The organism is Bradyrhizobium sp. dw_411 (assembly GCF_018449695.1).
Classification (GTDB): domain Bacteria; phylum Pseudomonadota; class Alphaproteobacteria; order Rhizobiales; family Xanthobacteraceae; genus Bradyrhizobium.
This window is the reverse complement of the sequence record NZ_JAAVUY010000029.1, coordinates 39,717-65,111: the sequence shown is the minus strand read 5'-3', so window position 1 is coordinate 65,111 and position 25,395 is coordinate 39,717. Positions and strand designations below refer to the sequence as shown.

Sequence of the window (25,395 nt, the reverse complement as noted above, 5' to 3'; positions counted from 1 at the left end):
CTTGTGGGAGAGGTCGGATCGCATCGTTAGATGCGATCCGGGTGAGGGGTTACGGACTATCGATAGACCTGGACCCCTCACCCCAACCCTCTCCCACAGGGGGAGAGGGCGCTCACCGTCGTCATTGAAATAGCAAAGCAATGGCTCTATCGACGCAAACAAAAGATCGGAACCACCATCATGCACGTCAAAGATAAAGTCTGCGTCGTCACGGGTGCGGCAAGCGGCATCGGCGAGGCGGTGGCGCGCGCTTATGCGCAGGCCGGCGCACGGGGCGTGGTGGTGGCCGATCTCAAATCCTCACGGGAAAGACTCGCCGGCGTCGCCGGCGATATCGACGGGTTCGCCGTTACCGGCGATGTCGGTGAAGAAGCTGACATCCAGGCGTTGATCGCCGCGGCCGAGGCCCGATTCGGACCGGTGGATATTTTCTTTTCCAATGCGGGCCTGTCGCGCAAGGGGCAAGAGAGCGCGTCCGATGCCGATTGGGACGTGAGCTGGCGGGTGCATGTCATGAGCCATGTGTTCGCGGCGCGCGCACTGGTGCCGGGCATGCTGGCGCGGGGCTCCGGCTATCTGCTCAATACCGCTTCCGCAGCGGGCCTATTGGCGTCACTCAACTCGATGCCCTATGGCGTGACCAAACATGCCGCGGTGGCGCTGGCCGAGCATCTGGCGATTCAATATGGCGACCGCGGCATCCGCGTTTCCGTATTGTGTCCGCAATCCGTACAAACCGGCATGACGATTCCGGGGCCGAGCGCGGCGCGGGTCGACGGTGTGATGCAGCCGGCCGAAGTGGCGCGCATCGTGATCGAGGCGATGGAAGCCGAGCGCTTCCTGATATTGTCCCATCCCAGCGTCCATGAGTATATGCAGCGCAAGGCCTCCAATATCGACCGTTGGCTGGCGGGAATGCGGCGGCTGCGCGACAGGACCTATGGCGTTCAACGACGGGGCTGACATCAGAGCTGACATGCAGTCGACATGTTGCTCATGTTCTATCGAATAAATACGCACCCACTTAAAGGACCATTGGATTTGAAATTTTTCGCACCTGCCATGCTTGCCTCTCTGCTCGCGCTCATGCCCGGCATCGCCCCCGCTTTCGCAGAAGTGGAGCAATGCCGGTTCATCCAGGCAAAACCGGATCGCGAGGCCTGCTATCGACGCCAGGAGGCCGCGCTTGCCGAAAAGCGCCAGCAAGAGGCGAGTCGCGCTTCCGAAAACGCCAAAGGCATGGAATCGCTGGAGCAGATGAAGCACGAGGACATCGAACTCAACAGGCAGTTGCACAATATCTGCCGGGGATGCTGAGCGGTCTCTAAACTCGCTTGGCTATTGTTCTCTTTCCGTCATGGCCGGGCTTGACCCGGCCATTCACGTCCTTCTTAAACACAGCAAGACGTGGATGCCCGGCACAAGGCCGGGCATGACGAGCTTAGCTTCACGCTACGCCTATAGTCTCGATCCAACCAGCGAACGCATCCAGGATTTCGGTCATGACTTCGCGGTCATTCCGTCCCGAGCGTGCCAGCACGTGAAAGGAGTGATCGGCTTCCTTGACGATGTGCAACGAGGCCCGCGGACCAAGGCTGGCGACGACGGGCTTAAGCAGGGTCAGTTCCGCCAGAGTGTCGCGGGTGCCCTGCAGAAACAGCATCGGCACCTTCACCTCGGCAAGATGCCTGGCGCGATCATTGGACGGCTTGCCCGCCGGATGTAGCGGAAAACCCACAAACGCCAGACCCCGGACACCCGAAAGCGGCGCCATCGCCTGCGCCTGCGACGTCATGCGTCCACCAAAGGATTTGCCGCCCGCGATCAAGGGCAGTCCCGGACAGACGCGCCCGGCTTCCGCCACCGCGGCACGCACGGCGGCATGCGCGACAACAGGCGGATCAGGCCGCCGGCTGCCTTTTTCCATATAGGGAAATTGATAGCGCAGGCTCGCGACGCCGCGTTTGCCAAGGCCTGCCGCAAAACTTTCCATGAAGGGATGGGTCATCCCCGCCCCCGCGCCATGGGCGAAAACGTAACACGCGCGCGCTTTGGCGGGACTGGTCAGAAGCGCCGACACCGGGCCGGCATCCGCGACTTCGAACTCAAGCTGCTGCGTGTTCACGGCGGCCATGCGACGACAAACCCCGGTTTCCCGGCAAGTTTATGGCGCCTCGTGCTTAAGCCGCCGCCGAACTGCGAACCGCGTGAACGATGACCCGGCGCAACGAGGACACTGCCTCGGTGACATCGGATGCGTAGCTGTGAACCCGCCCCGCTTCGTCTCCCAGCCGCGTCGCTTCGTCCGACACTTCGGCAATGCGGGTCGAGACCTCGCGGGCGCCATTGGCGGTTTCAGTGACGTTGCGAGCGATCTCGCTGGTCGCGGCGTGCTGTTCCTCGACCGCCGCGGCAATCGAACTGGCGATTTCGTCGATCGTGCGCACGGTGCCACTGACCTCATCCATGCCGCGCACGGTTTCCTGCGTGATGCTCTGGATTTCGTTGATCTGGCGATTGATCTCCTCAGTCGAGCGCGCGGTCTGGGTCGCGAGATTCTTCACCTCGCTCGCCACCACCGCAAAACCCTTGCCGGCATCGCCGGCGCGCGCCGCTTCGATGGTGGCGTTCAGGGCCAGCAGATTGGTCTGTGACGCGATCTCCGAAATCAAGGTCGTGACCTGTCCGACCCGGGCCACCGCTTCGGCCAGCGTCGCGATCGTGGCCCGTGCATGGTCGCTGCGGCCGACGGCAACCGTCGTAGCCTTGGTTGCATTGCTGACCTGGACGCTGATTTCGCGGATCGAACCCGACAATTGCTCGGTGGCGCTGGCAACCGTCTGCGCGTTGGCCAAGGCTTGCGCCGAGGCCGCCGCTACCGTCTGCGAACTGGCGCCGACCAATCCCGCCGACCGGCTCATCACCGCAGCCGCCTCCGTCATCGCCGTCATCCGGCTATCGATACCCGTCACCGCGGTATCGGTTTCGGTCTCGACCGTCGTCACCATGCCGGCCAGCGCCTGCCGTCGCGAGGCCTCGGCCTCGCCCTTCTGAACATCGACTTCGCTGCGCAGCCGCTCGGCTTCGGCAGATTTCTCTTTGAAGACCTGCAGCGCCCGCGCCACGGTGCCGATTTCGTCCTTGAGGCCCAGATCGCGCATGAATTCGCTGGTCGGCGCCTCGGACAGCGGCTGCTCGGTAAACTGGACCAGACGGCCAAGCGGTTTGGTGATCTGGCGCGACAGCCACCAGGCGCAGGCCACCATGAACAGGCCGACCACGACTGCAATCGAGAAGAACTGCCAGGCGACCTGGGTAAAGCGTGCTTCGATGTCGTCAACAAAGGTGCTGGTCGAGATCGCCCAGTGCCAGGGATCGAACGCGATCGCGTAGCTCAGCTTGGTGGTGGGATCGCTCGAGCCCGCGCCTATGCGCCCTACTGGGCTGAGCGCAATGACGGCCCCTGTCCCGTTGCGCGCCGCCTCGATCTGCTCCTTGATGATTTGCCGGCCGCTCGGATCGACGAAATTGATAAAATTCTGACCCTCGCGCTCCGGCTTGCCGCCATGCACGATGTTGGTCCCCTCGAAATCATGGATGTAGTAATATTCGCCGTTGCCCCACCGCATGACGCGGATCTGGTCCTTGACCATTTTCTTGGCGGCGTCTTCGGTCATCTCGCCGCTCTGGGCGCGAGCATAGGCCGCCTTCACCATCGCGACTGCGGTTTCGTCGAGATGGCGCACCGCTTCGACGCGCTCGGCGCTGATGGTCTGGTGGATCTTGTGACTCGCGAGCCCGGCGAGGAAGGCGTAGCCGACAAATATGATGGCAGAAAATACCAGCAGCTTAGCGCCAATTCCAAATCTGGGCATTCCGAGTACTCCGCATTCCGGAGTATCTAAGTGCCATCAATTGATAAATTGGCCGTTAATCTTAAAGGCGATCGTGCGGCATTTGTGCGCGGACAGGTTGCGCACAAATCATGGATCGCGCTTATGCCGCGGCTGAACTGCGAACAGCGTGGACGATGACCCGGCGCAGCGAAGACACCGCTTCAGTGACATCGGACGCGTAGCTGTGAACCCGCCCGGCTTCGTCCCCCAGCCGTGTCGCTTCGCCCGATACTTCAGCGATGCGGGTCGAAACTTCGCGCGCGCCATTGGCAGTTTCAGTGACGTTTCGGGCGATCTCGCTGGTCGCGGCGTGTTGCTCTTCGACGGCTGCGGCAATCGAGCCCGCGATTTCGTCGATCGTGCGCACCGTGCCGCTGACCTCGTCCATGCCGCGCACGGTTTCCTGGGTGATGCTCTGGATTTCGCCGATCTGGCGGTTGATCTCCTCAGTCGAGCGCGCGGTTTGGGTCGCCAGATTCTTCACTTCGCTCGCAACCACGGCAAAACCCCTGCCGGCCTCACCGGCACGCGCGGCTTCGATCGTTGCGTTCAAGGCTAGAAGATTGGTTTGTGACGCGATCTCCGAAATCAGGGTCGTGACCTGGCCTACCCGCGCAACGGCCTCTGCGAGAGACGCGATGGTGGTCCGGGCATGGTCGCTGCGGCTGACGGCAACCGCCGTGGCTTTGGTTGCATTGTTGACCTGGGCACTGATCTCGCGAATCGAACCCGACAATTCCTCGGTGGCGCTCGCAACCGTCTGCGCGTTGGCCAAAGCTTGCGCCGAGGCCGCCGCAACCGTCTGCGAACTCGTGCCGACCAAACCTGCCGAACGACTCATCACGGCGGCCGCTTCGGTCATCGCCGTCATCCGGCTGTCGATGCCCGTGACTGCCGTGTCGGTTTCGGTCTCAACCGTCGTCACCATACCGGCCAGCGCCTGGCGTCGTGAGGCCTCGGCTTCGTTCTTCTGGATGTCGACTTCGCCGCGCAACCGCTCGGCTTCGGCCGACTTCTCTTTAAAGACCTGCAGCGCCCGCGCCACGGTGCCGATTTCGTCCTTCAGGCCCAGATCGCGCGTAAACTCGCTGGTCGGCGCCTCGGACAGCGGCTGCTCGGTAAACTGGACCAGACGGCCAAGCGGCTTGGTGATCTGGCGCGACAACCAATAAGCGCATGCCATCATGAACAGGCCGACGCCGACCGCGATCGAAAAGAACTGCCAGGCGACTTCGCTAAAGCGCGCATCGATATCGTCGACATAGACGCCGGTACCGATCACCCAATGCCAGGGCTCGAAGGCGGTGACAAAGGACATCTTGGGCACCGGCACGTCCGACCCCGTGCGCGGAAACTGAACAGACACAAGCCCGGTGCCGGCGCGCGCGCGATCGATCTGCTCTTTTACGAATTGCTTGCCGGTCGGATCGGTCGCGGTATAGAAATTCTTGCCTTCGCGTTCGGGCCTGGTCCCATGGACGACGGCGAGGCCTTCAAAATCATACACGTAGTAATATTCGTTGCTGCCATACCGCATGGCCCGGATCTGATCCTTGACCATCTTTTTGGCGGCGTCTTCGGTCATCTCGCCGCTCTGGGCGCGAGCATAGGCTGCCTTGACCATCGCGACTGCGGTTTCGTCGAGGGCTCGGACCATCTCGGCCCGTTCGGCACTGATGGTCTGATGGATCTTGTGACTCGCGAGCCCGGCAAGGAAGGCGTAGCCGGCAAAGATGATGGCGGAAAACGCCAATAGCTTGGCGCCAATTCCAAATCTGGGCATTCGAGTACTCCGCATCCGAAGTATCTAGGTGCCATTAATTCATAAACCTGCCGTTAATCTTGAAGGCGATCGCGCGGCAAATGCATACCGATTGCGCTGATGTCACCGGAGATTGCATTGTTACCGCGCGAAATAAGCGCCTGGCTCACCCGCAAAGAATCCGCACATGCCAAAGATGTCGTTACCGCGGCGCTGAATGGCGAGAAGCTTTGGCGGGCGGCGCTCTGAGTGGCTCTCGCCCTGACCGAAGACCGGCGACAACAGGCCAATTTTTGGCGATCCCGGCATGACTCGAACATGCGACCTACGGTTTAGGAAACCGTCGCTCTATCCGGCTGAGCTACGGGACCGGATTGATTTCATTCAGGATTTTCAATCGAAAAACTTTGGCTGTTGTCGGGCCTCGGGATTTCGACCGAACCTGCTTTGCGGCAATCCATCACTTCTTACTCGCTCGCCGGGCCGCAAACAACTGCGCAAAGAACTGCGACCGTCAATGGCCGCCCACATCGACAACCACGTTCGCCGCTCTCAACGAGGCGATGGTCGCCTCCAGATGGGAGCGGTCACGGGTCTCGATCACGACCTCAAGCGATACGCCCTTGGCCGGCAAATCAGTGAAGATGCGCTGATGCGAGACCTCGACGATGTTGGCGCCGCAATGGCTGAGGATTTCGACCACCGTAGCCAACTGACCGGGCCGGTCCGCGATGTCGAATCTCAATTGCGACAGGCGGCCTTCCTTCGCAAGCTGGCGTGTCAGCACGCCGGCCAATAGCCGCGTATCGATATTGCCGCCGCTCAGCACCAGACCGATCGCGCGGCCCTTGAAGCGCGCCTCGTTGGCGAGAACCGCCGCCAGGCCGGCGGCGCCCGCGCCTTCCGTCACGGTCTTTTCGATTGTGATGAGCAGGCTCAGCGCCTGCTCGATCTGCTGTTCAGTCACGAGCACAATGTCGTCAACCAGCGCGCGGATGATCTCCGCGGTGATGCGACCGGGCGCCTTGACCGCGATGCCTTCGGCGAGCGTATCGCCGCGGACCGGAAGCTGTTGCGCCTTGATGAGATTGTACATCGAGGGATAGAGCGCGGCCTGCACGCCGATCACCTCGATATCAGGCTTGATCGTCTTGGCTGCGACCGCGATGCCGGAGATCAAGCCGCCGCCGCCGATGGGAACCAGCAGCACATCGAGGCCGGGCACCGAAGCGAGCATCTCCAGCGCGATGGTGCCCTGGCCGGCGATGATCAGGGGATCGTCATAGGGGTGGATGAAGGTGAGTTGCTTTTCACGGCCATGGTCGGCGGCCAGAAGGGTTGCTTCTTCGAGGGTTGCACCACCTTCGATCACCTGTGCGCCATGCCGGCGCGTGTTCTCGATCTTCACGGTCGGCGTGCCCAGCGGCACGAAGATGGTGGCGGGGATCGACAGCCGGGCCGCATGATAGGCGACACCCTGCGCGTGGTTGCCCGCCGAAACCGCGATCACGCCGCGCCGCCGCTCATCGACAGACAGGGCCGATAGCCGATTGAGCGCGCCACGCTCCTTGAAGGTGGCCGTGAACTGCAGGTTCTCGAACTTCAGCCATATGTCGGCGCCGAGGATGTCCGATAGCGTCCGGCTGCGATCGAAGCTGGTCTGCCTGACGGAACCGGCAAGGACAGAAGCCGCCGCCTCGATGTCGCCGAGCTTGACCGGCAATCGCGCCAGGGAATTTTTCAACGTCTCACTCATGGTCCCCGGTCTCCGGTTGCGTCGTTTCAAACCGCCGATAACACACCCCGATTTGGCCTGTATTTCCTGCCGATGCGATTGTAAAAGCAACCCAATCTTTCAACGAAGAAACAAGCGAGCTTCCCATGCCTACCAACCGCCGGACAATTTTGCGCGCCGCTGCCGCCCTTCCCGTTGTAGCCGGCATGACATCGGGGACGGCCTTTGCGCAGGCCGCGCCAACCGAGGCGCCGAAGCCCGCAGCAGTTCCTGCCGCGGCTCCGCCGGAAGTGACTAAAATCCTCGCCCATTACATCGTCTCATCAGGATATGACGACCTGCCCGCGAACGTGCGCAAGGAAGGCGTGCGGACCATGCTCAACTGGGTCGGCGTCGCGATCGGCGGCTCGCATCACCAGACCGTCGATATCGCAGCTTCTGCGCTGGGGCCGTTCTCCGGTCCCGCGCAGGCCTCGCTGCTCGGCCGCAAGGAACGCTTCGACATCATGAATGCGGCCTTCCTCAACGGCGTCTCGAGTCATATTTTCGACTATGACGACACCCATCTGAAGACCATCATCCATCCGGCGGGCCCGGTCGCTTCGGCGATCCTTGCGCTGTCGGAAATGCATCCGGTATCGGGCAAGGATTTTCTCAACGCGCTGGTGCTGGGTGTCGAGACCGAATGCCGGATCGGCAATGCGGTTTATCCCAATCACTATGATGTCGGCTGGCACATCACCGGCACCGCCGGCGTGTTCGGCGCGGCCGCGGCGACCGGCAAGTTGCTTGGCCTCAGCGAGCAGCAGATGATCTGGGCGCTTGGGCTAGCGGCATCGCAGCCGGTCGGCCTGCGGGAATCCTTTGGCTCGATGAACAAGAGTTTTAACCCGGGCCGCGCCGCCAGCAACGGCATCTTCGCGGCGCTGCTGGCCTCGAAAAACTACACCAGCTCCGATGGCATGATCGAGGCCAAGCGCGGCTGGGCCAATGCGATCAGCACCAAGCAGGACTACAAGGAGATCACCGAGGGCCTCGGCCAGCGCTACGAGGCCGCGCTCAATACTTACAAGCCGTTCGCCTGCGGTATCGTGTTGCATCCGGCGATCGATGCGGCGATCCAGCTTCGCGGCGAAGAGAAATTCACCGCCGACCAGATCAAGCGGGTTGAACTGAAAGTGCATCCGCTGGTGATTGAGCTGACCGGCAAGAAAACCCCGCAGGAAGGCCTCGAAGGCAAGTTCAGCATCTATCATGCGGTCGCCATTGCGCTGATCGAGGGCGCCGGCGGCGAGAAGCAATTCAGCGACCGCGCGGTGCGCGATCCCGCCGTGATCAGCCTGCGCAGCAAGGTCGTTCCGGTGATCACTGCCGGGATCAAGCCTGAGCAAGTCGAGATGTCGATCGAACTCAGTGACGGACGCGTGTTGCGCAAACGCATCGAGCACGCGATCGGCAGCCTGGAGAAGCCGATGAGCGACAAGGATCTGGAGCGCAAGTTCACCGATCTCGCCGAAGGCATCCTGCCCACGCAACAGACCGCCAGGATCATCGAGACCTGCTGGAAGATCGAAGCTCTTCCCGACGCCGGCGAGATCGCGCGGATGGGCGCCCGCACGGGGGCGTGAGGCGCGGTGTCAGTAATAGCTGAGGCTCACACCTCCGCTATTTCGTCTGCCTGACATTCACGCCACGTCCCATGCCGGCGCAGTCGTCGTCGGTTTTGAAGCCGGCAGCGCGGATGCCGAAGGCGGCCAGTTCTTCGTCCTTGTGCTCGGTATCGCCGGTGACGCCGACCGCGCCGACGACGTCGCCATTGTCGGCGCGGATCAGCATGCCGCCGCCTTCGGGGAAAATCTTGTTGTCGGTGGCGCTGAGCAGATAGCGCATGAAGACGGGCTTTTCCTCGTTGCGCACGCGCACCAGCGTCGAGGAGCGGCCGAGCGCAAGCGCTGCATAGGCTTTGCCAAACGCCATCTCGAAGCGAACCATCGAGGAGCCGTCCTCCTTCTGGAACGCCTTCACGATGCAGCCCGGCTCGACGACGATGACGCTCAGCGGCCGGCATTGCTGTTCGGCGCCGCGCTTGATGATGGCTTCGATAATGCGATTGGCTTGGTCCAGCGTGATCATGATTGCTCTCTTTGGGCTCCCTATTGGCGTTCCATGCCGGCGGCTTCGATAATCGGAATCAGACGCTGCCGTTCCGCGACGAGAAACGCCTCCGCGCCCGCCGGGCTGACATCGGATCTCGCTTCCAGTCCCGCGACCTGCAACGCGTCATCGAACTCCGGCTGCTTGATGACATCAGCGGTTACGCCGGCAATCCGATCGATGATCGATTGCGGCGTTCCCGCCGGCCCCAGCACGCCACAAGTCAATCCGGCGACAAGCCCGGAAAGCGTCTCGACGGCGGCGGGAATTTCCGGCGCGGCCTTGAGCCGTGCAGGAGCGCAGACCGCGAGAATGCGGACATCACCGCTGCGATGAAAACTCAGCACCTGGCTGGTGACGTTGGGCGTCATCATCGGCACCACGCCCGCGATCAGATCGATCAGGCCGGGTCCCGCGCCGCGATAAGGCACGTGCAGAATATCGGGTGTCTGGGTGAGTTGCTTGAACAACTCGCCGGCCAGATGCGTCACCGTTCCGGCGCCGGCCGAAGCGTAAGACAGCTTCTTCTGATTGGCCCTGGCGTAGGCGATGAATTCACCGAGCGTTTTGGCGGGAACGCCGGGATGCACGACGATCGCGGTCGACGACGTCGCCATCATCGAAATCGCCGCGAAATCCTTGGCCGGATCGTAAGGCGGACGTCGCATCAGATAGGGCGCGATGATCTGGCAACTGGTGTCGCCGAACAACAGCGTATAGCCGTCGACCTTGGCGTGCGCCACGGTATTGGCGCCGATCACACCGCCCCCGCCGCCCTGGTTTTCGATAATGACAGTGCCAAGCGGCGCCTTCATCCGCTCCGCCCATTGACGCGCCACGGCATCGACCACGCCACCGGGCGCGTAGGGAACCACGAGGCGGATCGTGCTCGCCGGGTATTTCGATTGCGCCAGAGCAGGCTTGCCCGGCAATAGCGGCGCAACCAGTGCAGCGCCACCCAACCGAAGACAATCACGGCGATCCATCAACCACTCCCGATTCATGCGCTGCCGGGTTCTGTTTCGCCGGAATTTCGGCCGCCCGCACTCAAGCAAGGACGCCATATATCAAGGCTTGAAGAGGTAAGTCGAGGATCGATCGGCGATATCTGCCGGCTGGCTGATCTACTCCGAAAGACGTTGACATGGGCGCGGTATTGGCGGCATCAGCGCAGTGAAATTAGGTCCATTCGCGCCTGCGGAAATACCGCCGGCCGCCAAAAAATAAAGAGCCGAAGAAAGGGACAGACCATGACCGCGCCAACAGACGCTTCCAAAGGATTCGCCTGGCCCAACGGCGCGCGGGTCGCCGTGGTGGTGACATGCCTGATGGAGAACTGGTCTGGAGACAAGGGCCCTCCTTTCTCGGTACAGACCACATCGCTCAAGCCGGGCACGCATGATCGCGCCGCGATGACCTGGGGAACCTATGGCAGCCGCAACGGGGTGTGGCGCCTTCTCAAGATTCTCAACGAGAACCAGACGCCTTCGACCTTCGTGGCCAACGCGCATTCGATGGAAATCGCGCCGGACGCGGTCGAGTGCATGCTCAAAACAGGCCACGAGATCGCCGGCCATTCCTATACGCAGGATGCGCTGATGGCCTATCTTGAGCCCGACGAGGAACGGGCATTGATCGAAAAATGCATCGGCGTGTTCAAGAAGCTGACCGGCGCGCCGCCGAAGGGATGGCTGAGCCCGGTGCTGGCGCCATCAGCCCATACCGAAGAGATCATCGCCGATACCGGCTTCCTCTGGTACGGCGATTACAACCACATCGATCTGCCGTTTTGCGTCGACACCGGCAAGGGAACGCTGGTGGCGCTGCCGCATTCGGATTTCGCCGATCACCGCGTGCTGCGCGCCAATCCGCGCGACTGGTTCGAAGTTTACAAGGACACGTTCGACTATCTCTACGCCAATGAGCCGACGTCATACCTCAACATCACGCTGCACTGCCATTTCGGCGGACGGCCGCTGATGGCCGCCCAGTTCGACCGCATCCTGAAATATATTCGCGGTTTTCCGGGCGCGTGGTTCGTGCGTCACGACGAACTGGCGCAATGGGTCAGGGATAACAAGATCGGCGAATGGACCAACCGGCAGCGCTTCTTCCCGGGCTGATGTTTACGAGCTGAACAAGGTCGCGCCGGATTGGACGGGCTGATTCGAGCGAAGCAGCAGCCGGAAAATCAACACATGCGTGACGAACAGCAGCGGCACCAGGACGGTGGGGATGAAAAACGCCGCGCCCAACATGCCCGGTGAAATCCCCACCCCGATCGCGCCCTCGTAAACCGCATGGGCGAGATCGGCAAAGCCCCAGATGTTGAACAGCCATACCAGCGGGATGGCCAAAGATGATTTCGAGCGCAGCGCGAACACCGCGATCAGCGCCAGAATAGCGGCGCCGAGATCGCCATAGGCTGCGGGTGTCGCGAAAGAAGCCTGCAACGACGGTGAAACCACGCCCGGCACCAGAAAGCTGAGGCCGATGAACCTGAACGCATGGGGAATGATCAGCGCGGTCAGCGCATCGTCCCGGTGCGTGTTTTGAAGCCGCGGCAGGATGTATAGGCTCGCAAGCACGATGCCGGTAATGAGACTCATCGCCGCGCTGAGACCGAATATAGCCGTCGTATTCATGTGTTCCTCCTCTCCAATGGTTCATCTTCGCGACTGCAGTTGGATTATTTCCGGGGGATCGGCACACCACGATCCCAACTTCGCAACCAAAGCGCCGCGGCGGTGACGACGCCATAGGTGACGGACGCCGCCGCAACCGCGATAAACAGCGCGCGCAGGCCGCCGCCGAAATGAACCACGATGATCCAGCCGATAGCAGCGGCGATGATCAGCCGCGCGGTTCCTGCCAGCACCGGCCACAGCACGCGGCCCGCGCCTTGGCCTGCGAAATACAGCAGCATGCCAAATCCAAATATCCCGTAGAACGGCGCCACCGTGTGCAGATAAAGCTCGCCGGTAGCCAATACCCCGGGCTCGGTGCTGAACAGCGACAGCCACGCGCGCGGGAAGATCGCAGCAAGTGCGCCGATGAGTTCGGTCAGGCCGGCGGCGAAGAACGCACTGATCCAGGCGATACGTTCCGCCCGCGCAACCTGACCGGCGCCGAAATTGGTTCCGACCATGGTCAGCGCGGCCGTACCCAGCGCGAACAATAGCGGGATCAGGATATAATCGAGCCGCGACGCGATGCCGTAGCCCGCGATCGCATCGGTACCGAACAATCCGACGACACCGGTCACCAGAACGACGGTAAGGTTGGCCTGGATCGCCCCCAACGCGGACAATCCACCGACACGCAGGATATCCGCGAGCCGACGCCACTTGATACGCTTTATGTTAAACGACAAATGCAGCGTGCTGCGCGCCGAGCGCAGATAGGCGATGAGTATCGTTGCGCCGATCAGATAGTACGTGACGACCGCGAGGCCGGCGCCTGCGACGCCCAATTTGGGAAAAGGTCCCCAGCCGAAAATCAGTGCGGGCGACAGCGGCAACAGCACGAACATGCCGATAAAGATCACCGTGGCCGGCACCACCGTATTGCCGGCGCCACGAAGCGCCGCAGCCATCAGGCTCACGATCCACACCAGTGCTGCGCCGGCGAAGACCGTATTGGCATAGGCCAGCGACGCCGCGAGTGTGGCGCCCTGACCGCCGAGCGCCCGGTACAGCGCGCTGCCACCGAGGAATTCGGCGGCCGAGAACGCCACACCGAACACGACAGCCAGAACCAGTGCGTTCAGCACCAGCGCATCGGCTTCATCCTTGCGCCCGGCTCCGAGCGCGCGGGCGATCGCCGAGGCGACACCGCCGCCGATCCCGCCATTCGACATCATTTGCATCAGCATCAGCACCGGAAACACCAGCGCGACGCCGGCCAGCGCGTCGGTGCCGAGAAAGCTGACGAAATAGGTTTCCGCGATGCCGACCATGGTTTGCACGACCAGCACGATCAGGGTCGGAATCGCGAGCTTGAGCATGGTCGGCAGGATCGCGCCCGTCAGCAACGTCTGACGCCGGGCCAGCATCCGGCTTCTTGCGATATAGGCCGCCACGGCCACACCGCCGGAAGAAGCGTCTTCCGCGCCGCCGCTTGCTGCGGTTCCGACCCGCGGCGCCACGGATGATGTCGACGGCGTTACCTGATCCACACTAAATAATCCGTTTGAATTGCAATTATCTGTATCTGCAGCTATATGTCTGTATATGCAGATATAGATATACGATCAACTATCTTGCCGGATAAACTAAGTGTGACCATGACTGAGCCGATCGATATCCAGGAAATCGTCAACTGCACTTGCCTGCGCGCCCGCCGGGTCACGCGGCGGCTGACCCAGATCTATGACGCCGCGCTGGAGCCGGTTCACCTGACGGCCAACCAGTTCGGGGTGCTGTCCTGTCTTTACGGCTTGACGCTTGGCGGCCACGACCATGTCTCGATCGGCGCCCTGGCAGAACGCGTCGGAAAGCATCCGACGACGTTGAACCGCGACTTGAAGCCGCTTGAGGTGCTGGGACTCGTGGCCAGCGTCGAAAATCCGGGAGATCGCCGCGTTCGCGCGATCCAGATCACGAGCAAGGGACGGGCGCATCTGCGCAAGGCCGTGACGTTCTGGCGCCAGGCGGAAAGCCGGGTCCGGAAGGAATTGGGACCCCGCTCGATGGCGGCTTTGAACGAACTGCTTGAAGCTACCGCGGTGAAACTCGGCGGCCCATCGTAGTTTTATCGAGGCCTCATATCCGCACGCGCCACGACATCAACGATCGGGTTTCGCCCAGGCTCCTTTGCGCATGGCATGACCAAAGAGCCGGCGCGCTCTGGAAGATATTTTATTCCAATGCTGTAGCTGAGGATAAATGTGTCCACTCTGTGTCATTTGAGGGGGCGGCATTTTCCGTTTGATACGGGAAAAACATTTCATTCCGGGGTGACAAATCGGCCAATAATGGCGACAATCAGCGCAATGATCTTGAATCTCGCGTTGAGGAAAAATCGTCCGTGATCGCATCGTCTCCCTCCATTCTGCTGATAGCCGCGATCGCCGGTTGCTTTGTGCTGCAGCCTTCCCGCGCGCATGCACAATGGTGGGGGTCGCGCACCCCGGTGGATTTCGAGGAATGCGCCGATAGCGCCGAAAAAGTGGCGGCCAAGGAAGCCAGGACCACGGCGCTATCGGAATGCAACGCGAAATTTGCCGGCCGGCGCAAGCCCGGTGGCGGCTATACTTATTTCGATTTCATGCAGAACCGTAACTTCGACATCGCGGGCCCCAACCCGACGCCGGAAGAACAGAGACACATCGACGAACAATACACCGCCTATCTCGACAGTCAGCGGCGCAGCACGATTGCCGCCGCGTTCGCGACCAAGCAGAAGCAGATCGAACAGACTTCGCTGAAGAGCGAAACCGAAAAGACGCCGCCGGTGACGGGAAGTATCAGCAAGCCTCTCCCGGTGGCCCGACCCGCCGCAGCGGACGTCAAGCCCATCAAGCTCACGAACTGCGCGCAGCATTCCTTCTCCTGCGACTGGCCGCGGCTTTCCGAGAGCATCAAGGATCTGAAGAAGGCGCTGTTCGGCTCGTCTTCACCGAGCAAGACGGCCAAGCGGAGCTGAGGTTAGAGCGTCTACGAAGTGAGGTTGCTCTCTTTCGCCGCGCCAGCGGCGCGCCCCTCTCCCCTGTGGGAGAGGTAAGTAAAAAGTACCCCCGCCCCGCTACTCCAGCGCGCGAACGTTCCAGGTCACGTGACGCACGCCAGGCAGGCCGGTCAGGCTGGCGACAACAGCGTCGAGTTCATCCGGTTCGATCGACAGACTGACCAGCGTTGCTGTGATTTCGGCCTCCTCTTCGGAGCGGTGGACCACGCTGGTGTCGCGCACCGGATAATTGGCGGCCTCGAGCTTTTCGAGCAGGAACTCGCGAACCGGCGCCACGGCGCCGCCATCCACCGTCACCAGCACGTCATAGAGCGCTTCGGAAGATTTCTCGTTGATCGGAATACGGTCGATCGCGTTGACCAGGGGACGCAGCAAGGTATTGCCGCCGAGCACGAACAGCGTCAGCAGCGCCGCCTGCGCGACCATATCGGCGCCGGCGCAGCAGCCCACCGCGGCCGACGCCCATAGCGTGGCGGCGGTGTTGAGGCCTCTGACATTCATGCCTTCCTTCATGATCGTGCCGGCGCCGAGAAAACCAATGCCCGAGACGACATAGGCGATGACGCGGACGCTGCCTTCCGATCCGGTGAGGCGGTTGGCCAGATCGACAAACGCCGCGGCGCCGACCGCGACCAGCACATTGGTTCGCAGACCCGCGCTGCGCTGGCGATACTGCCGCTCGGCGCCGATCACGGTCCCGAGCACGAAGGCCGTCAGCAGGCTGACCAGCGTGTCCAGGAAGTCATAAAGCTGGAAGGTCTGGATGAAGCGCATTGCGGTGGCGACCAGGGCTTAAGTGAATAGCCTCTGGTTACCACCTGCGTAAGACAGCCTCAATTCGTAATGTGCGCGACCTGGAGCGCCTGGTTGAACATCGCGGCCAGGGCCGTGGTGATATCCGCGGGCGTATTGGCCGTGAAAAAGAAGTTCACCGATGCGCAGTCCTTAAGACTGGCCGGAATATTGGCGATATTGGCGTTGGCGACGTTGTCTTCGTTGTTGAAGATCGTCGTCGGATTCTGGATCGTTTGGTAGGGAATATAGAGGACAGAGATGATGATGCCGCGATCCCTGAGCGGCTTGCACCACGACGTGCTACCGCTGGGCATCACAGTGGCGGCGTTGCTTCCGGAAAAGCCACAACAGGTTTGAAAGTTCTGGGCCCCGTCGGTCACAAGAAAAACGAAAGGCTGCGTATTGGTCGGTGAGCTGCCATCGCCGACGGAGGTGATGGTCGTATTCATGGTCTGAAACGCATTGTCGAAATGCGTCCCGCCGGAACCGAGCCCGAGATCAGGGGTATTGCCGGTATCAAGCAGCGTGGCCAGATTGGCCGCCGCATAATTGATGGTCCCGCTCGCGGTCGGAGAGTTGTTGATGCTGTCGGTAAGCGAAACATAAGTAATGAGATTTCGGATGAACGGATAGAGCCCGATCCGGAATTGCTTGCTGACGATCATTTTTTTGTTGGCCGTCGCGAACAATCCATCCACGCCGCCCGAGGCCACCGTGGCATTCAAGGCCGTACCGACCGCATCCGCGCGCAACTGGATGCAGGCGTCGGTGCCGGCGGTCGGGCAGGATGTAACCGGGGTCAGGGCGTTCGATGCACTTTTGGAGTTGCCGGCAATGATCGAATTATTGCCGGTGAGCGATGCCGTCAGATTAGTAAGGAGGCTTGACGGGAACTGCTTGCCTTTCATCGGATAATTCGAGCTGGACTGAAGCAGACCGGCATATCCGGTTTGGCTAACGCGCGAGATCAGATAGCCCAGGCAGTAGTTATTCGTCGGATAGGCCGAGTACGCAGAACCGTTGACATTGGTGGTCTGGTTCCTGGCGGGGTCGCTGCACGAGCCCGACGATTGAAAATGGCATGCGAAAGTGCACCCATTGGGATACACGCTGAAGTCGTCCGGGTTGATGTTGGACAGCCGCGTCTGCTCGTCGTTGGTCGACGGCAGGCCCATCGATCCCGAAAGATCCAGCATCAGGTAGAAATCGAGATACGGCGGCAGCGAGGCAGTCGCTTTTGAAACGCCTGTGATGGTGAGGGTTTGATATCCGAGCACCTTCATGAACACGACCGGCACGGTGGCGCTGAAATTCACGACGGAATTCAGCACGATTCCGGTTTTTTTGACGGTGGTTCCCGCGAGTGACAGGTTGCCAAATTCGGTGGTCGACGTGGTGTTGCACCCGGTGCCGCTGGTCGCATTCGCCACATTCAAATTGCCGCAGAACAGATTGTTGGCATCGGTCAGGCCGGCCGCAATCGAGCCGTTGCCGGTCATGGTCGATGCCGCGAGATAGCCGGCCGAGTTCTTGGAAATCGACGCCACCGCGGCGGCATCCGCCGCCGATTGCATCTTGGCCTTCATCCTGCTCGCGAGCGAGTAGTCGGTGGCGCATCCGATCGCGGACAAAACCGGCAACAGCGCGAGCGCGAAGGTGACCGCGATATTACCGCGCGAATCGCCGCGGAAGCGACGGGTTAAACTCGTCAGACAGCCTGCAAATCCAGCCTTTGCCATGTCAAATAAGTCCTGTTGCGAAACCGGGAACGCACGGGATCATAACGGCGAACCGTTCGCTAAATCCTACTTTGATAGCTGCATTTCTAATGCTGATGGCGTTCAGTGCTTAACAAAGTCTGAACGGACATCCCCGGGTTTCAGCTCGGGCGAGCCCCGACCCGCGGCCTCGGCGCTCTTGATCAGCGCCACGATGCGGCGCGACAACGGTGCGGCGAGATGCCGCCGGTCGGCGATCCCGGTGATGACGCCCTGCAGATAATCGATCTCGGTGCGACGGCCGCGCTGCAGGTCTTCCCACATCGACGAGCGCGCCTGCGGATCGATCTTCATGGTCCGTCCCAGCAGCGGCGAAAACAGCGCATCGGGCAGCCGGAGCAAATGCGGCAACCAGCTCACCGGGATCGGCGTCGGCGACACCGGCTTGATGCCTTCCGCTTCGATCGCGGCCAGCGCTTCGGCGATCTGGTCGGCGAACAATCGGCGCCAGGCGCGCTGCACCAACTGCTCGCGCAGCGGCAGACCGGACAACGCGTTGAGCGCGTTGTTGAGATTGACGATGAGCTTGCCCCATTGCACGCCGGCGATATCGGCGGTCGGGCGCATCGCCAGCCCCGGCACCGATAGTTGTTTCGCAGTGCCGGCATCGTCCTGCTCGATGATGATGTCGCCGGAAGTGGCGCGATGAAATCGCCCCTCGCCGGGCGCGACCACATTGAACGGCACCATGCCCGCCAATACGCGCCGTCCGGGCAATCGCTGGCGCAGCACCGGCGCATTGCCGACGCCGTTCTGCAGACTGATGACGACAGCATCGTGCGGCGCGTGCTGCGCGATCACATCGGCGATCTCTGGCGTGTCGGCGCTTTTGACCGTCACCAGCACCACGCCCACACGGCTGAGGATGTTGGGATCGTCTGATAGCGTGAGCTGGCTCGGCGCGATCAACCGCTCATCGCCCTCGAAACTGCTCAGCTTGAGTCCGTGGCTCTCGATTTCCCCGATCACGCGCGGGCGCGCCAACAGCGCAACGCGGGCTCCGCCCGCCGCCAGCATGCCGCCGACAAAACAGCCGATGCTGCCAGCCCCAGCGATCCCGATCGGCCTGTCCACCATCATACCGCCATCCCCATTCCTGAGGGGGGATTCGATAGCAGAGTTTGGCAGCCGGCGCAGGCGGAAGCCCCTGCGCACGGCAACCGGCACCGGCTGCGCCTTGTAACCGTCATAACGCACCGGTATGTTTTATGGGGCGGGGCATGCACGCGGAGGAGAACAACGATGGGCTTACTCGACATACTCAACGGGATGCAGAACGGCCCGCGGGGCCCCAGCACTCCAAGCGCATCAGGCAGCGGTAGCGGAATGTCGCCGATGACCATGGCGATCCTCGCACTGCTTGCCTACAAGGCGGTCAAGCATATCGGCGGCAGCCAAACCGGCACCACGCCGGCGCCCGCCCCCTCACCCGCCGGCGGCGGAATGGGTGGCGGTCTGGCCGGTGGCGGCAGTCTTGGTGGCGGTCTTGGCGACGTTCTCAAGGGCGGCCTTGGCGGCCTGCTCGCGGGAGGGGCGGCCGGCAGCGTCATCAGCGGCGGGCTCGGCGACCTGCTCAAACAATTCCAGCAGAGCGGCCATGGCGACACCGCCAATTCCTGGGTCAGCCCGGGTCCGAACAAGCAGATCGCACCCGGCGATCTCGCCAACGCGCTCGGCGCCGATCAGATCAACAGCCTGATGTCGCAAAGCGGCATGTCGCGCGACGAATTGCTCGCCGGTCTCAGCCAGCATCTGCCCGAGGTGATCAATCATCTCACGCCGAACGGACGGCTGCCGACCGAAGACGAAGTCGCCGACCGTCTCTGAGGTTCGGGCCGTCTCCAGGAGACGGCTCGCCTTTTCGTATTTCAAACCCTGTTTTTGAAAAGAGGACGACAATCATGGGCGGCATTCTCTGGATCATCATCGTCGGCTTCGTCGCGGGAATTATCGCCCGGCTGCTGTCGCCGGGCCCGAACAATCCCAGCGGCTTCATCCTGACCACCGTGCTCGGCATCGTCGGCGCTTTTCTCGCGACCGCCATCGGCCAGGCCATCGGCCATTACGATGCAGGACAGGGCGCCGGCTTCATCACGGCAACGATCGGCGCGCTGGTGGTGCTGTTTATCTGGAACAGGCTGGTGGCAAACGGCGTGATTCCCGACATGGGTAGGAAGTAGATTCCATCATCGTCATTCCGGGATGGTCCGAAGGACCAGACCTCAGATGCGCAATTGCGCATCGGGGAATCTCGAGATTCCGGGCTCGCTGCTTCGCATCGCCCCGGAATGACAGGCTACCCCAGCAGATGCGCGCCAGCGTCGATCCGTAAAACCTCGCCGGTCATGTTGCTCGACTGCTGCGTGGCGAGGAAACACACCACGCCGGCGACGTCTTCCGCCGTTGATGCGCGCTTGAGCGGCACTTTGGCCACCACGGCATCGCGCACCTTGGCCGCACCGTCGATGCCGCGGCCCTTGGTGAACCAGGGCGTGTCGATATAGCCGGGACATACCGCGTTGACGCGGATCAACGGCGCCAGCGCGCGCGCCATCGACAGCGTCATCGCGTTGAGCGCACCCTTGCTCGCGGCATAGGCGACCGAAGAACCGCCACCATTGATCCCCGCGACCGACGATACATTGACCACGGTGGACGCGCGGCCCGAGGCCGTAGCCCCGGCTTCCAGCAGGGACCGCGCGGCCCGCACCATCTGGAACGGTCCGATCGCGTTGACACCGAAGATGCGCTGAAAATCCTCGGCCGACAGACCATCCAGATTATGATGCGGCACGTGCTTGGTGGTGCCGGCATTGTTGATCAGTACATCGAGACGCCTCCAGGGCGCGGCGGCCGCGGCGATCTTCTTGCAATCTTCATCGCGCGACACATCGCCCTGCACCACGACGATTTCGCCGCCCGCAGCACGACAAAGATCGGCGGTCTCTTCGGCCTCCTTCTGGCTGGAGGCGTAATTGATCACGATGCGCGCGCCATTCCTGGCCAGAATGGCCGCGGTCGCAGCGCCCAGACCGGACGCCGACCCCGTTATGATCACGCACAAACCATCCTTCGACATCCGCATTTCCTCACATCGATTTTAAGAGTTTTACCGCTGCAGGGCGCTTTACCATATCGCGCGGGCAAATACCCGCAAATCCCCTAACTCCGCCATGCGGAATTGGTCGTTAAAGCCTGCTTACGCGGCCCTCTGTTGGCGTGCGCCTTTGCATGCCGCCCTTGCAGGCAGCCCCGCGGACATCAGCCTTGTCACGGCTATGGCTTTTCCTCATCATGCGCCGCAAGAAAATACCGCACCCGAAGCCCGGCAAAATGGCCGCGCGGATTGTGCGGACTGCGAAACAGGGAAACGCCGTGGCGGAAGTTGAGAATATCGTCGTCGAGACCGCGGAAAAGATATTTGCCGATCTCGCCAACGCGCAAACCATCAACCACGACACCAAAGGCAGTTGGAAAGCGCCGCTCTGGCAGGCCCTGACCGAGGCCGGCCTGCCATTGTCCTGGGTGCCGGAGGCATGCGGCGGTTCCGGCGCCAGCCTTGCCGAAGGTTTTGGCGTGCTCGGCGCGGCCGGGCGCTTTGCCATCGCGGTGCCGCTCGCCGAAACCATGCTGGCGGGATGGCTGTTGTCGCAAGCGAACATCGCTTCGCCCGAAGGCATGATGACGGTGGCGCCGTGCGGACCGAAGGACCGGATCACGCTCGGCACCGACGGCACACTTTCCGGCCGCACACGCGGCGTGCCCTTTGCCACCGATGCCAAACATATCGCGGTGCTGGCGCAAGGCTCGGGCGGTCTTTCGGTTGCACTGGTCGAGGCCAGCGCCTGCCGGATCGAGCATGGTTTTAATCTCGGCGGCGACGGCAACGACACCGTGACGTTCAGCAATTTGCAGCCGATTGCGATCAAGCCGGCGCCCAAAAGCTTCGATCACACCACACTGCTGCTGATGGGCGGCGTGGCGCGCAGCCTGCAGATCGCCGGCGCACTGGAAACGCTGCTCGATATCAGCGTGCGTTATTCGAACGAGCGCGTCGCGTTCGAGAAGAAGATTTCGAAATTCCAGGCCGTGCAGCACAATCTGGCGAAACTCGCGGGCGAGTCGGCCGCCGCACTCGCCGCCGCGACCTCGGCCGCGGATACCATCGCCAACTTTAAAACGTTCGATGACGCGGTGTTTCTGGAAGCGGCCTCGGCAAAGATCCGCGCTTCGGAGGCCGCCGAAAAGGGCGCCGCGATCGCCCATCAGGTGCACGGCGCGATCGGCTTCACCCTCGAGCACATCCTGCATCGCTATAGTCTGCGCGCGCTGGCCTGGCGCGACGATTTCGGCTCCGAAAGCTACTGGGCCGTCGAACTCGGCAAGATGGTCGCCGCGCGCGGTGCCGACGAATTATGGCCGCTGGTCGCCTCACGCTGACCGCTCGGAAAATTGGACCGCACTGGAACTGACAATATGACCGCTGCCCTTCGTTTCGATCCGATCCGCCTGCCGCCCGAATGCGAGAAGCTGCGCAAGGAAGTGCGCGCCTTTCTCGCCGACGAGATCGCCGCAGGCACGTTCGATCCGCATAAACCCAACCGCGAAGACAGCGACGCGCCGGAATTTTCCCGCCGGGTCGGCGAACGCGGCTGGCTCGGGATGACCTGGCCCAAGAAATATGGCGGCCACGAGCGCACATTTTTGGAGCGTTACGTGGTGACCGAGGAAATGCGCGTCGCCAACGCACCGACGCGGCGTTTTTTCGTCGCCGACCGGCAGAGCGGCCCGGTGCTTTTGAAATATGCGCCCGAGCGCATCAAGCTGGACATCCTGCCGCGGATCTGCCGCGGCGAAGTCTGCTTCGCGATCGGCATGAGCGAGCCGAATTCCGGCTCTGACCTTTTCGCGGCTAAAACCAAAGCGACCAAGACCGACGGCGGCTGGCTGATCAACGGCACCAAGATCTGGACGTCGTCGGCGCACATCGCCGATTACATGATCGCAATTTTCCGCACTTCACCGTCGACCAAGGAGAACCGCCGCCACGGCCTGACGCAATTCCTGGTCGACATGAAGACGCCGGGCATCAAGGTCAATCCGATCGGCCAGATCACCGGGCAATTCGAATTCAACGAAGTCGTATTCACCGACGCCTTCATGCCCGACGATCACGTGCTCGGTGAAATCGACGGCGCCTGGAAGCAGGCCACCAGCGAGCTCGCCTATGAGCGCTCCGGGCCGGAACGCTTTCTGGAGACGTACTACGTGCTGACCGAACTGGTTCGCGCCGTCGGAAAAGACCCGGACACCCGCAGCGCGGAAGGCATCGGACGCCTGGTCGCGCAGCTTCACACCATGCGACGGATGTCGGTCTCGGTCGCAGGCATGCTGCAGGCCGGCAAGGAACCGGTGGTCGAGGCCTCCATCGTCAAGGACATTGGCACGATCTGGGAGCAGCAATTGCCGCACCGGGTGCGCGATCTCGCCGCGTTCGTCGATGCGGACGCGTCGAACCACGCCACGCTGGAAGAGCAACTGGCATTCGCGATGAAGACCGCGCCCAAGCTGACGATCCAGGGCGGCACCACCGAAGTCCTGCGCGGCATCATCGCGCGCGGGCTTGGGTTGCGTTAAGCGCCAACGAAATTATTTCAATCGAGGACCACCATGACAACATTCACGGATATCGGCGTCGAGAAGACCGGCCACGTCACCACGATCGAAATTCGGCGCCCGCCGCTGAACTTCTTCGACATCTCGCTGATCAACCAGATCGCGGATGCGCTGACCGATATCGACAATGATCCGGAAGCCCGCGCGGTGGTGCTTGCCGCGCAGGGCAAGGCGTTCTGCGCCGGCGCCAATTTCAACGATCCGGCGCGGCAGGAACAGGAGGCGCGCGAGAAGGCCGATCCGGCGACGGGCCTCGGCCCAATCAGCCATCTCTATGTCCAGGCGGTGCGGATTTTTCGTAACAAGAAGCCGATCGTCGCCGCCATCCATGGCGCGGCGATCGGCGGCGGACTGGGACTGGCGGTGTCCGCGGATTTCCGCGTCACCTGCCCCGAAGCGCGCTTTGCCGCGAATTTTACCAAGCTCGGATTTCATCCCGGCTTCGGGCTGACCGTGACGCTGCCCGAACTGGTCGGCAAGAACAATGCGGAATTGATTTTCTACACCAGCCGCCGCGTCACCGGCGAAGAAGCCACCCGCATGGGCCTTGCGAACGAATGCGTGCCGCAGGATCAGGTGCGCTCCGCGGCGATGAAGCTCGCACAGGAAATCGCCGAATGCTCGCCACTCGGCCTGCTCTCGACCCGCGCCACCATGCGCGCCGGCCTCGCCGACCGCGTGCTGGCGGCGACCAACCATGAACTCGCCGAGCAGACCCGCCTGCGCGCGACCGAAGATTTCGCGGAAGGCGTCAAGGCGACCACCGAGCGGCGGCCTGCGAATTTCAAGGGAAGGTAATCTTTTCCCTTCTCCCCTTGTGGGAGAAGGTGCCCTCGCGAAGCGAGGGCGGATGAGGGGTCTGCATCTGCGGAAAGAACCCCTCACCCGTCGCGCTGCTCACTGCGTTCGCATCACGCCACCCTCTCCCACAAGGGGAGAGGGGAAGATCAAGCGTTCGCTGGGACGACGTGCTGAGGGAGATTCGGCACCATCAGGCATATCTGACGCAGCCGCAGATAGCCCACCCCTCAACGCCCCTCAAACACCGGCTTCCGCTTTTCGACGAACGCCTTGGCGGCTTCCTTGTGGTCGGCGGTCTCGCAGGCGCGGGAGTGATGGATCGCCTCGGCGTCGAAGCAGGCTTCCAGCGACATCTGCTCGGCATTGTTGATGTTGCGCTTGATGTAGCCCAGCGTCACCGAAGGGCCCTGCGCCAGCGACATCGCGAGCTCATGCGCCGCGGCTTCGACTTCGGCATCGGGCACCACCCGCGTCACCATGCCGAGCGCGAGCGCTTCCTGCGCGGTGAGCACCGGCGATAGCAGATAGAGTTCGCGCGCCTTGGCGCTACCGAGCAAATGGGTCAGGAAATAAGTGCCGCCATAGTCACCGGACAGGCCGACCTTGGCGAAGGCGGTGGTGATCTTGGCGGACGCCGAGGCCACGCGCAGATCGCAGGCCAGCGCGATCGACAGCCCGGCGCCTGCGGCCGCGCCGTCGATCTGCGCCACTACCGGCTTCTGCATCTGGTGCAGCACGCGCGAGACTTCCATGCCGCGCCGCAGATTGGTCATCTTGGCTTCGAACGGCAGCGGCGCGCGTCCCTCCGCCATCGACTTGACGTCGCCGCCGACACAGAACGTGCCGCCCGCGCCCTTGAGCAGCACCGCGCGAACCTCATGATCCTCCGCCGCCCGCCGCGCCGCCGCGACCAGACCCAGCGTCATCTCAGGATTAAGCGCATTGCGCCGGTCGGGACGGTTCATGGTGATGGTGAGCAGGCCGGAGTCGAGATCTTGCAGGACGATGTCGGACATGAGGTTTGCTTTCGTTGTTATTGGTTTTGTCCCGTCATTCCGGGATGGTGCGTTAGCACCAGACCCGGAACCTCGAGATTCCGGGCTCGATGCT

The 25,395-nt window shown here is 62.2% G+C and carries 24 protein-coding genes and 1 tRNA gene; 11 read left to right on the top strand and 14 right to left on the bottom strand.

The window, feature by feature from the left end:
* The first annotated feature begins 180 nt into the window (after nucleotides 1-180).
* Together HB676_RS32135 and HB676_RS32130 are read left to right on the top strand one after the other, a co-directional pair.
* Entirely contained in the window at nucleotides 181-963 is a 783-nt protein-coding gene (locus tag HB676_RS32135) for an SDR family oxidoreductase (protein WP_213742524.1), read from the top strand.
* A gap of 24 nt (nucleotides 964-987) precedes the next feature.
* Nucleotides 988-1,317 (top strand): hypothetical protein, encoded by a 330-nt coding sequence (locus tag HB676_RS32130; protein WP_249780563.1) that lies wholly within the window; start codon nucleotides 988-990, stop codon nucleotides 1,315-1,317.
* Between the two features lie 130 nt (nucleotides 1,318-1,447).
* Here HB676_RS32130 and HB676_RS32125 read toward each other — a convergent pair whose 3' ends face one another.
* The 5 genes from HB676_RS32125 to HB676_RS32105 all read right to left on the bottom strand — a co-directional run bounded on the left by HB676_RS32125 (nucleotide 1,448) and on the right by HB676_RS32105 (nucleotide 7,414).
* Nucleotides 1,448-2,134, bottom strand: a complete 687-nt coding sequence (locus HB676_RS32125; RefSeq protein ID WP_213742523.1) for an alpha/beta family hydrolase — start codon at nucleotides 2,132-2,134, stop codon at nucleotides 1,448-1,450.
* Between the two features lie 46 nt (nucleotides 2,135-2,180).
* Nucleotides 2,181-3,875, bottom strand: a complete 1,695-nt coding sequence (locus HB676_RS32120; protein WP_213742522.1) for a cache domain-containing protein — start codon at nucleotides 3,873-3,875, stop codon at nucleotides 2,181-2,183.
* Nucleotides 3,876-3,996: 121 nt separating this feature from the next.
* On the bottom strand, nucleotides 3,997-5,679 hold the full coding sequence (locus tag HB676_RS32115; RefSeq protein ID WP_213742521.1) for a cache domain-containing protein: 1,683 nt from the start codon (nucleotides 5,677-5,679) through the stop codon (nucleotides 3,997-3,999).
* A 273-nt stretch (nucleotides 5,680-5,952) separates the two neighbouring features.
* Nucleotides 5,953-6,029 (bottom strand) — tRNA-Arg (locus HB676_RS32110).
* Nucleotides 6,030-6,172: 143 nt separating this feature from the next.
* On the bottom strand, nucleotides 6,173-7,414 hold the full coding sequence (locus tag HB676_RS32105) for a threonine ammonia-lyase (protein WP_213742520.1): 1,242 nt from the start codon (nucleotides 7,412-7,414) through the stop codon (nucleotides 6,173-6,175).
* A 125-nt stretch (nucleotides 7,415-7,539) separates the two neighbouring features.
* On the opposite strand from HB676_RS32105, the gene HB676_RS32100 reads away from it, so the two are divergent.
* The gene (locus HB676_RS32100; RefSeq protein ID WP_213742519.1) at nucleotides 7,540-9,021 is read left to right on the top strand and encodes an MmgE/PrpD family protein; all 1,482 of its coding nucleotides are present in this window, start codon (nucleotides 7,540-7,542) and stop codon (nucleotides 9,019-9,021) included.
* Nucleotides 9,022-9,058: 37 nt separating this feature from the next.
* On the opposite strand, the gene HB676_RS32095 is transcribed toward HB676_RS32100, so the two are convergent.
* On the bottom strand, nucleotides 9,059-9,526 hold the full coding sequence (locus HB676_RS32095; RefSeq protein ID WP_213742518.1) for a heme-binding protein: 468 nt from the start codon (nucleotides 9,524-9,526) through the stop codon (nucleotides 9,059-9,061).
* A gap of 20 nt (nucleotides 9,527-9,546) precedes the next feature.
* On the bottom strand, nucleotides 9,547-10,533 hold the full coding sequence (locus HB676_RS32090) for a tripartite tricarboxylate transporter substrate binding protein (RefSeq protein WP_213742517.1): 987 nt from the start codon (nucleotides 10,531-10,533) through the stop codon (nucleotides 9,547-9,549).
* Nucleotides 10,534-10,797: 264 nt separating this feature from the next.
* On the opposite strand from HB676_RS32090, the gene HB676_RS32085 reads away from it, so the two are divergent.
* Nucleotides 10,798-11,670, top strand: a complete 873-nt coding sequence (locus HB676_RS32085) for a polysaccharide deacetylase family protein (protein ID WP_213742516.1) — start codon at nucleotides 10,798-10,800, stop codon at nucleotides 11,668-11,670.
* Nucleotides 11,671-11,673: 3 nt separating this feature from the next.
* Here the strand turns inward: HB676_RS32085 and HB676_RS32080 are convergent, their stop codons facing one another.
* Nucleotides 11,674-12,192 (bottom strand): hypothetical protein, encoded by a 519-nt coding sequence (locus HB676_RS32080; RefSeq protein ID WP_213742515.1) that lies wholly within the window; start codon nucleotides 12,190-12,192, stop codon nucleotides 11,674-11,676.
* A 44-nt stretch (nucleotides 12,193-12,236) separates the two neighbouring features.
* Nucleotides 12,237-13,724 (bottom strand): MATE family efflux transporter, encoded by a 1,488-nt coding sequence (locus tag HB676_RS32075; protein WP_346347473.1) that lies wholly within the window; start codon nucleotides 13,722-13,724, stop codon nucleotides 12,237-12,239.
* Between the two features lie 108 nt (nucleotides 13,725-13,832).
* Between HB676_RS32075 and HB676_RS32070 the strand changes: the two genes are divergently transcribed.
* Both HB676_RS32070 and HB676_RS32065 read left to right on the top strand, forming a co-directional pair.
* Nucleotides 13,833-14,297: a MarR family winged helix-turn-helix transcriptional regulator gene (locus HB676_RS32070; protein ID WP_249780565.1), complete on the top strand. Its 465-nt coding sequence runs from the start codon at nucleotides 13,833-13,835 to the stop codon at nucleotides 14,295-14,297.
* Between the two features lie 278 nt (nucleotides 14,298-14,575).
* Nucleotides 14,576-15,193: a hypothetical protein gene (locus HB676_RS32065; protein WP_213742513.1), complete on the top strand. Its 618-nt coding sequence runs from the start codon at nucleotides 14,576-14,578 to the stop codon at nucleotides 15,191-15,193.
* A gap of 99 nt (nucleotides 15,194-15,292) precedes the next feature.
* Here HB676_RS32065 and HB676_RS32060 read toward each other — a convergent pair whose 3' ends face one another.
* From HB676_RS32060 to HB676_RS32050, 3 genes are all read right to left on the bottom strand, one after another.
* Nucleotides 15,293-16,009 (bottom strand): MgtC/SapB family protein, encoded by a 717-nt coding sequence (locus tag HB676_RS32060; RefSeq protein WP_213742512.1) that lies wholly within the window; start codon nucleotides 16,007-16,009, stop codon nucleotides 15,293-15,295.
* Nucleotides 16,010-16,068: 59 nt separating this feature from the next.
* Nucleotides 16,069-17,769, bottom strand: coding sequence for a pilus assembly protein TadG-related protein (locus HB676_RS32055; RefSeq protein WP_213742511.1), 1,701 nt, complete (start codon nucleotides 17,767-17,769; stop codon nucleotides 16,069-16,071).
* Between the two features lie 102 nt (nucleotides 17,770-17,871).
* The gene (locus tag HB676_RS32050; RefSeq protein WP_213742510.1) at nucleotides 17,872-18,888 is read right to left on the bottom strand and encodes a 2-dehydropantoate 2-reductase; all 1,017 of its coding nucleotides are present in this window, start codon (nucleotides 18,886-18,888) and stop codon (nucleotides 17,872-17,874) included.
* 162 nt (nucleotides 18,889-19,050) lie between these two features.
* Here HB676_RS32050 and HB676_RS32045 point away from each other — a divergent pair, with 162 nt between their 5' ends.
* Nucleotides 19,051-19,635: a YidB family protein gene (locus tag HB676_RS32045; RefSeq protein ID WP_213742509.1), complete on the top strand. Its 585-nt coding sequence runs from the start codon at nucleotides 19,051-19,053 to the stop codon at nucleotides 19,633-19,635.
* A 74-nt stretch (nucleotides 19,636-19,709) separates the two neighbouring features.
* Complete coding sequence (locus HB676_RS32040) at nucleotides 19,710-19,988, top strand: GlsB/YeaQ/YmgE family stress response membrane protein (RefSeq protein WP_213742508.1); 279 nt, start codon at nucleotides 19,710-19,712, stop codon at nucleotides 19,986-19,988.
* Between the two features lie 116 nt (nucleotides 19,989-20,104).
* On the opposite strand, the gene HB676_RS32035 is transcribed toward HB676_RS32040, so the two are convergent.
* Nucleotides 20,105-20,887 carry an SDR family NAD(P)-dependent oxidoreductase gene (locus HB676_RS32035; RefSeq protein WP_213742507.1) on the bottom strand — a complete coding sequence of 261 codons (783 nt, stop codon included), beginning with the start codon at nucleotides 20,885-20,887 and terminating at the stop codon, nucleotides 20,105-20,107.
* Between the two features lie 296 nt (nucleotides 20,888-21,183).
* Between HB676_RS32035 and HB676_RS32030 the strand changes: the two genes are divergently transcribed.
* Genes HB676_RS32030 through HB676_RS32020 form a run of 3 tightly spaced genes read left to right on the top strand, consistent with a single transcriptional unit; the run spans nucleotide 21,184 to nucleotide 24,282 of the window.
* Nucleotides 21,184-22,248 carry an acyl-CoA dehydrogenase family protein gene (locus HB676_RS32030; protein WP_213742506.1) on the top strand — a complete coding sequence of 355 codons (1,065 nt, stop codon included), beginning with the start codon at nucleotides 21,184-21,186 and terminating at the stop codon, nucleotides 22,246-22,248.
* A gap of 36 nt (nucleotides 22,249-22,284) precedes the next feature.
* On the top strand, nucleotides 22,285-23,445 hold the full coding sequence (locus HB676_RS32025) for an acyl-CoA dehydrogenase family protein (protein ID WP_213742505.1): 1,161 nt from the start codon (nucleotides 22,285-22,287) through the stop codon (nucleotides 23,443-23,445).
* 33 nt (nucleotides 23,446-23,478) lie between these two features.
* Nucleotides 23,479-24,282: an enoyl-CoA hydratase/isomerase family protein gene (locus tag HB676_RS32020; RefSeq protein ID WP_213742504.1), complete on the top strand. Its 804-nt coding sequence runs from the start codon at nucleotides 23,479-23,481 to the stop codon at nucleotides 24,280-24,282.
* A 230-nt stretch (nucleotides 24,283-24,512) separates the two neighbouring features.
* Here HB676_RS32020 and HB676_RS32015 read toward each other — a convergent pair whose 3' ends face one another.
* Nucleotides 24,513-25,301, bottom strand: coding sequence for an enoyl-CoA hydratase (locus HB676_RS32015; protein WP_213742503.1), 789 nt, complete (start codon nucleotides 25,299-25,301; stop codon nucleotides 24,513-24,515).
* Nucleotides 25,302-25,395: the final 94 nt, after the last annotated feature.

What these genes read in the sequence shown, in the direction of transcription:
- HB676_RS32135 (WP_213742524.1), top strand. Translation starts at nt 181, where the DNA reads ATGCACGTCAAAGATAAAGTCTGCGTCGTCACGGGTGCGGCAAGCGGC.
- HB676_RS32130 (WP_249780563.1), top strand. Translation starts at nt 988, where the DNA reads ATGTTGCTCATGTTCTATCGAATAAATACGCACCCACTTAAAGGACCA.
- HB676_RS32125 (WP_213742523.1), bottom strand. Translation starts at nt 2,134, where the DNA reads ATGGCCGCCGTGAACACGCAGCAGCTTGAGTTCGAAGTCGCGGATGCC.
- HB676_RS32120 (WP_213742522.1), bottom strand. Translation starts at nt 3,875, where the DNA reads ATGCCCAGATTTGGAATTGGCGCTAAGCTGCTGGTATTTTCTGCCATC.
- HB676_RS32115 (WP_213742521.1), bottom strand. Translation starts at nt 5,679, where the DNA reads ATGCCCAGATTTGGAATTGGCGCCAAGCTATTGGCGTTTTCCGCCATC.
- HB676_RS32105 (WP_213742520.1), bottom strand. Translation starts at nt 7,414, where the DNA reads ATGAGTGAGACGTTGAAAAATTCCCTGGCGCGATTGCCGGTCAAGCTC.
- HB676_RS32100 (WP_213742519.1), top strand. Translation starts at nt 7,540, where the DNA reads ATGCCTACCAACCGCCGGACAATTTTGCGCGCCGCTGCCGCCCTTCCC.
- HB676_RS32095 (WP_213742518.1), bottom strand. Translation starts at nt 9,526, where the DNA reads ATGATCACGCTGGACCAAGCCAATCGCATTATCGAAGCCATCATCAAG.
- HB676_RS32090 (WP_213742517.1), bottom strand. Translation starts at nt 10,533, where the DNA reads ATGGATCGCCGTGATTGTCTTCGGTTGGGTGGCGCTGCACTGGTTGCG.
- HB676_RS32085 (WP_213742516.1), top strand. Translation starts at nt 10,798, where the DNA reads ATGACCGCGCCAACAGACGCTTCCAAAGGATTCGCCTGGCCCAACGGC.
- HB676_RS32080 (WP_213742515.1), bottom strand. Translation starts at nt 12,192, where the DNA reads ATGAATACGACGGCTATATTCGGTCTCAGCGCGGCGATGAGTCTCATT.
- HB676_RS32070 (WP_249780565.1), top strand. Translation starts at nt 13,833, where the DNA reads ATGACTGAGCCGATCGATATCCAGGAAATCGTCAACTGCACTTGCCTG.
- HB676_RS32060 (WP_213742512.1), bottom strand. Translation starts at nt 16,009, where the DNA reads ATGCGCTTCATCCAGACCTTCCAGCTTTATGACTTCCTGGACACGCTG.
- HB676_RS32055 (WP_213742511.1), bottom strand. Translation starts at nt 17,769, where the DNA reads ATGGCAAAGGCTGGATTTGCAGGCTGTCTGACGAGTTTAACCCGTCGC.
- HB676_RS32050 (WP_213742510.1), bottom strand. Translation starts at nt 18,888, where the DNA reads ATGATGGTGGACAGGCCGATCGGGATCGCTGGGGCTGGCAGCATCGGC.
- HB676_RS32045 (WP_213742509.1), top strand. Translation starts at nt 19,051, where the DNA reads ATGGGCTTACTCGACATACTCAACGGGATGCAGAACGGCCCGCGGGGC.
- HB676_RS32040 (WP_213742508.1), top strand. Translation starts at nt 19,710, where the DNA reads ATGGGCGGCATTCTCTGGATCATCATCGTCGGCTTCGTCGCGGGAATT.
- HB676_RS32035 (WP_213742507.1), bottom strand. Translation starts at nt 20,887, where the DNA reads ATGTCGAAGGATGGTTTGTGCGTGATCATAACGGGGTCGGCGTCCGGT.
- HB676_RS32025 (WP_213742505.1), top strand. Translation starts at nt 22,285, where the DNA reads ATGACCGCTGCCCTTCGTTTCGATCCGATCCGCCTGCCGCCCGAATGC.
- HB676_RS32020 (WP_213742504.1), top strand. Translation starts at nt 23,479, where the DNA reads ATGACAACATTCACGGATATCGGCGTCGAGAAGACCGGCCACGTCACC.
- HB676_RS32015 (WP_213742503.1), bottom strand. Translation starts at nt 25,301, where the DNA reads ATGTCCGACATCGTCCTGCAAGATCTCGACTCCGGCCTGCTCACCATC.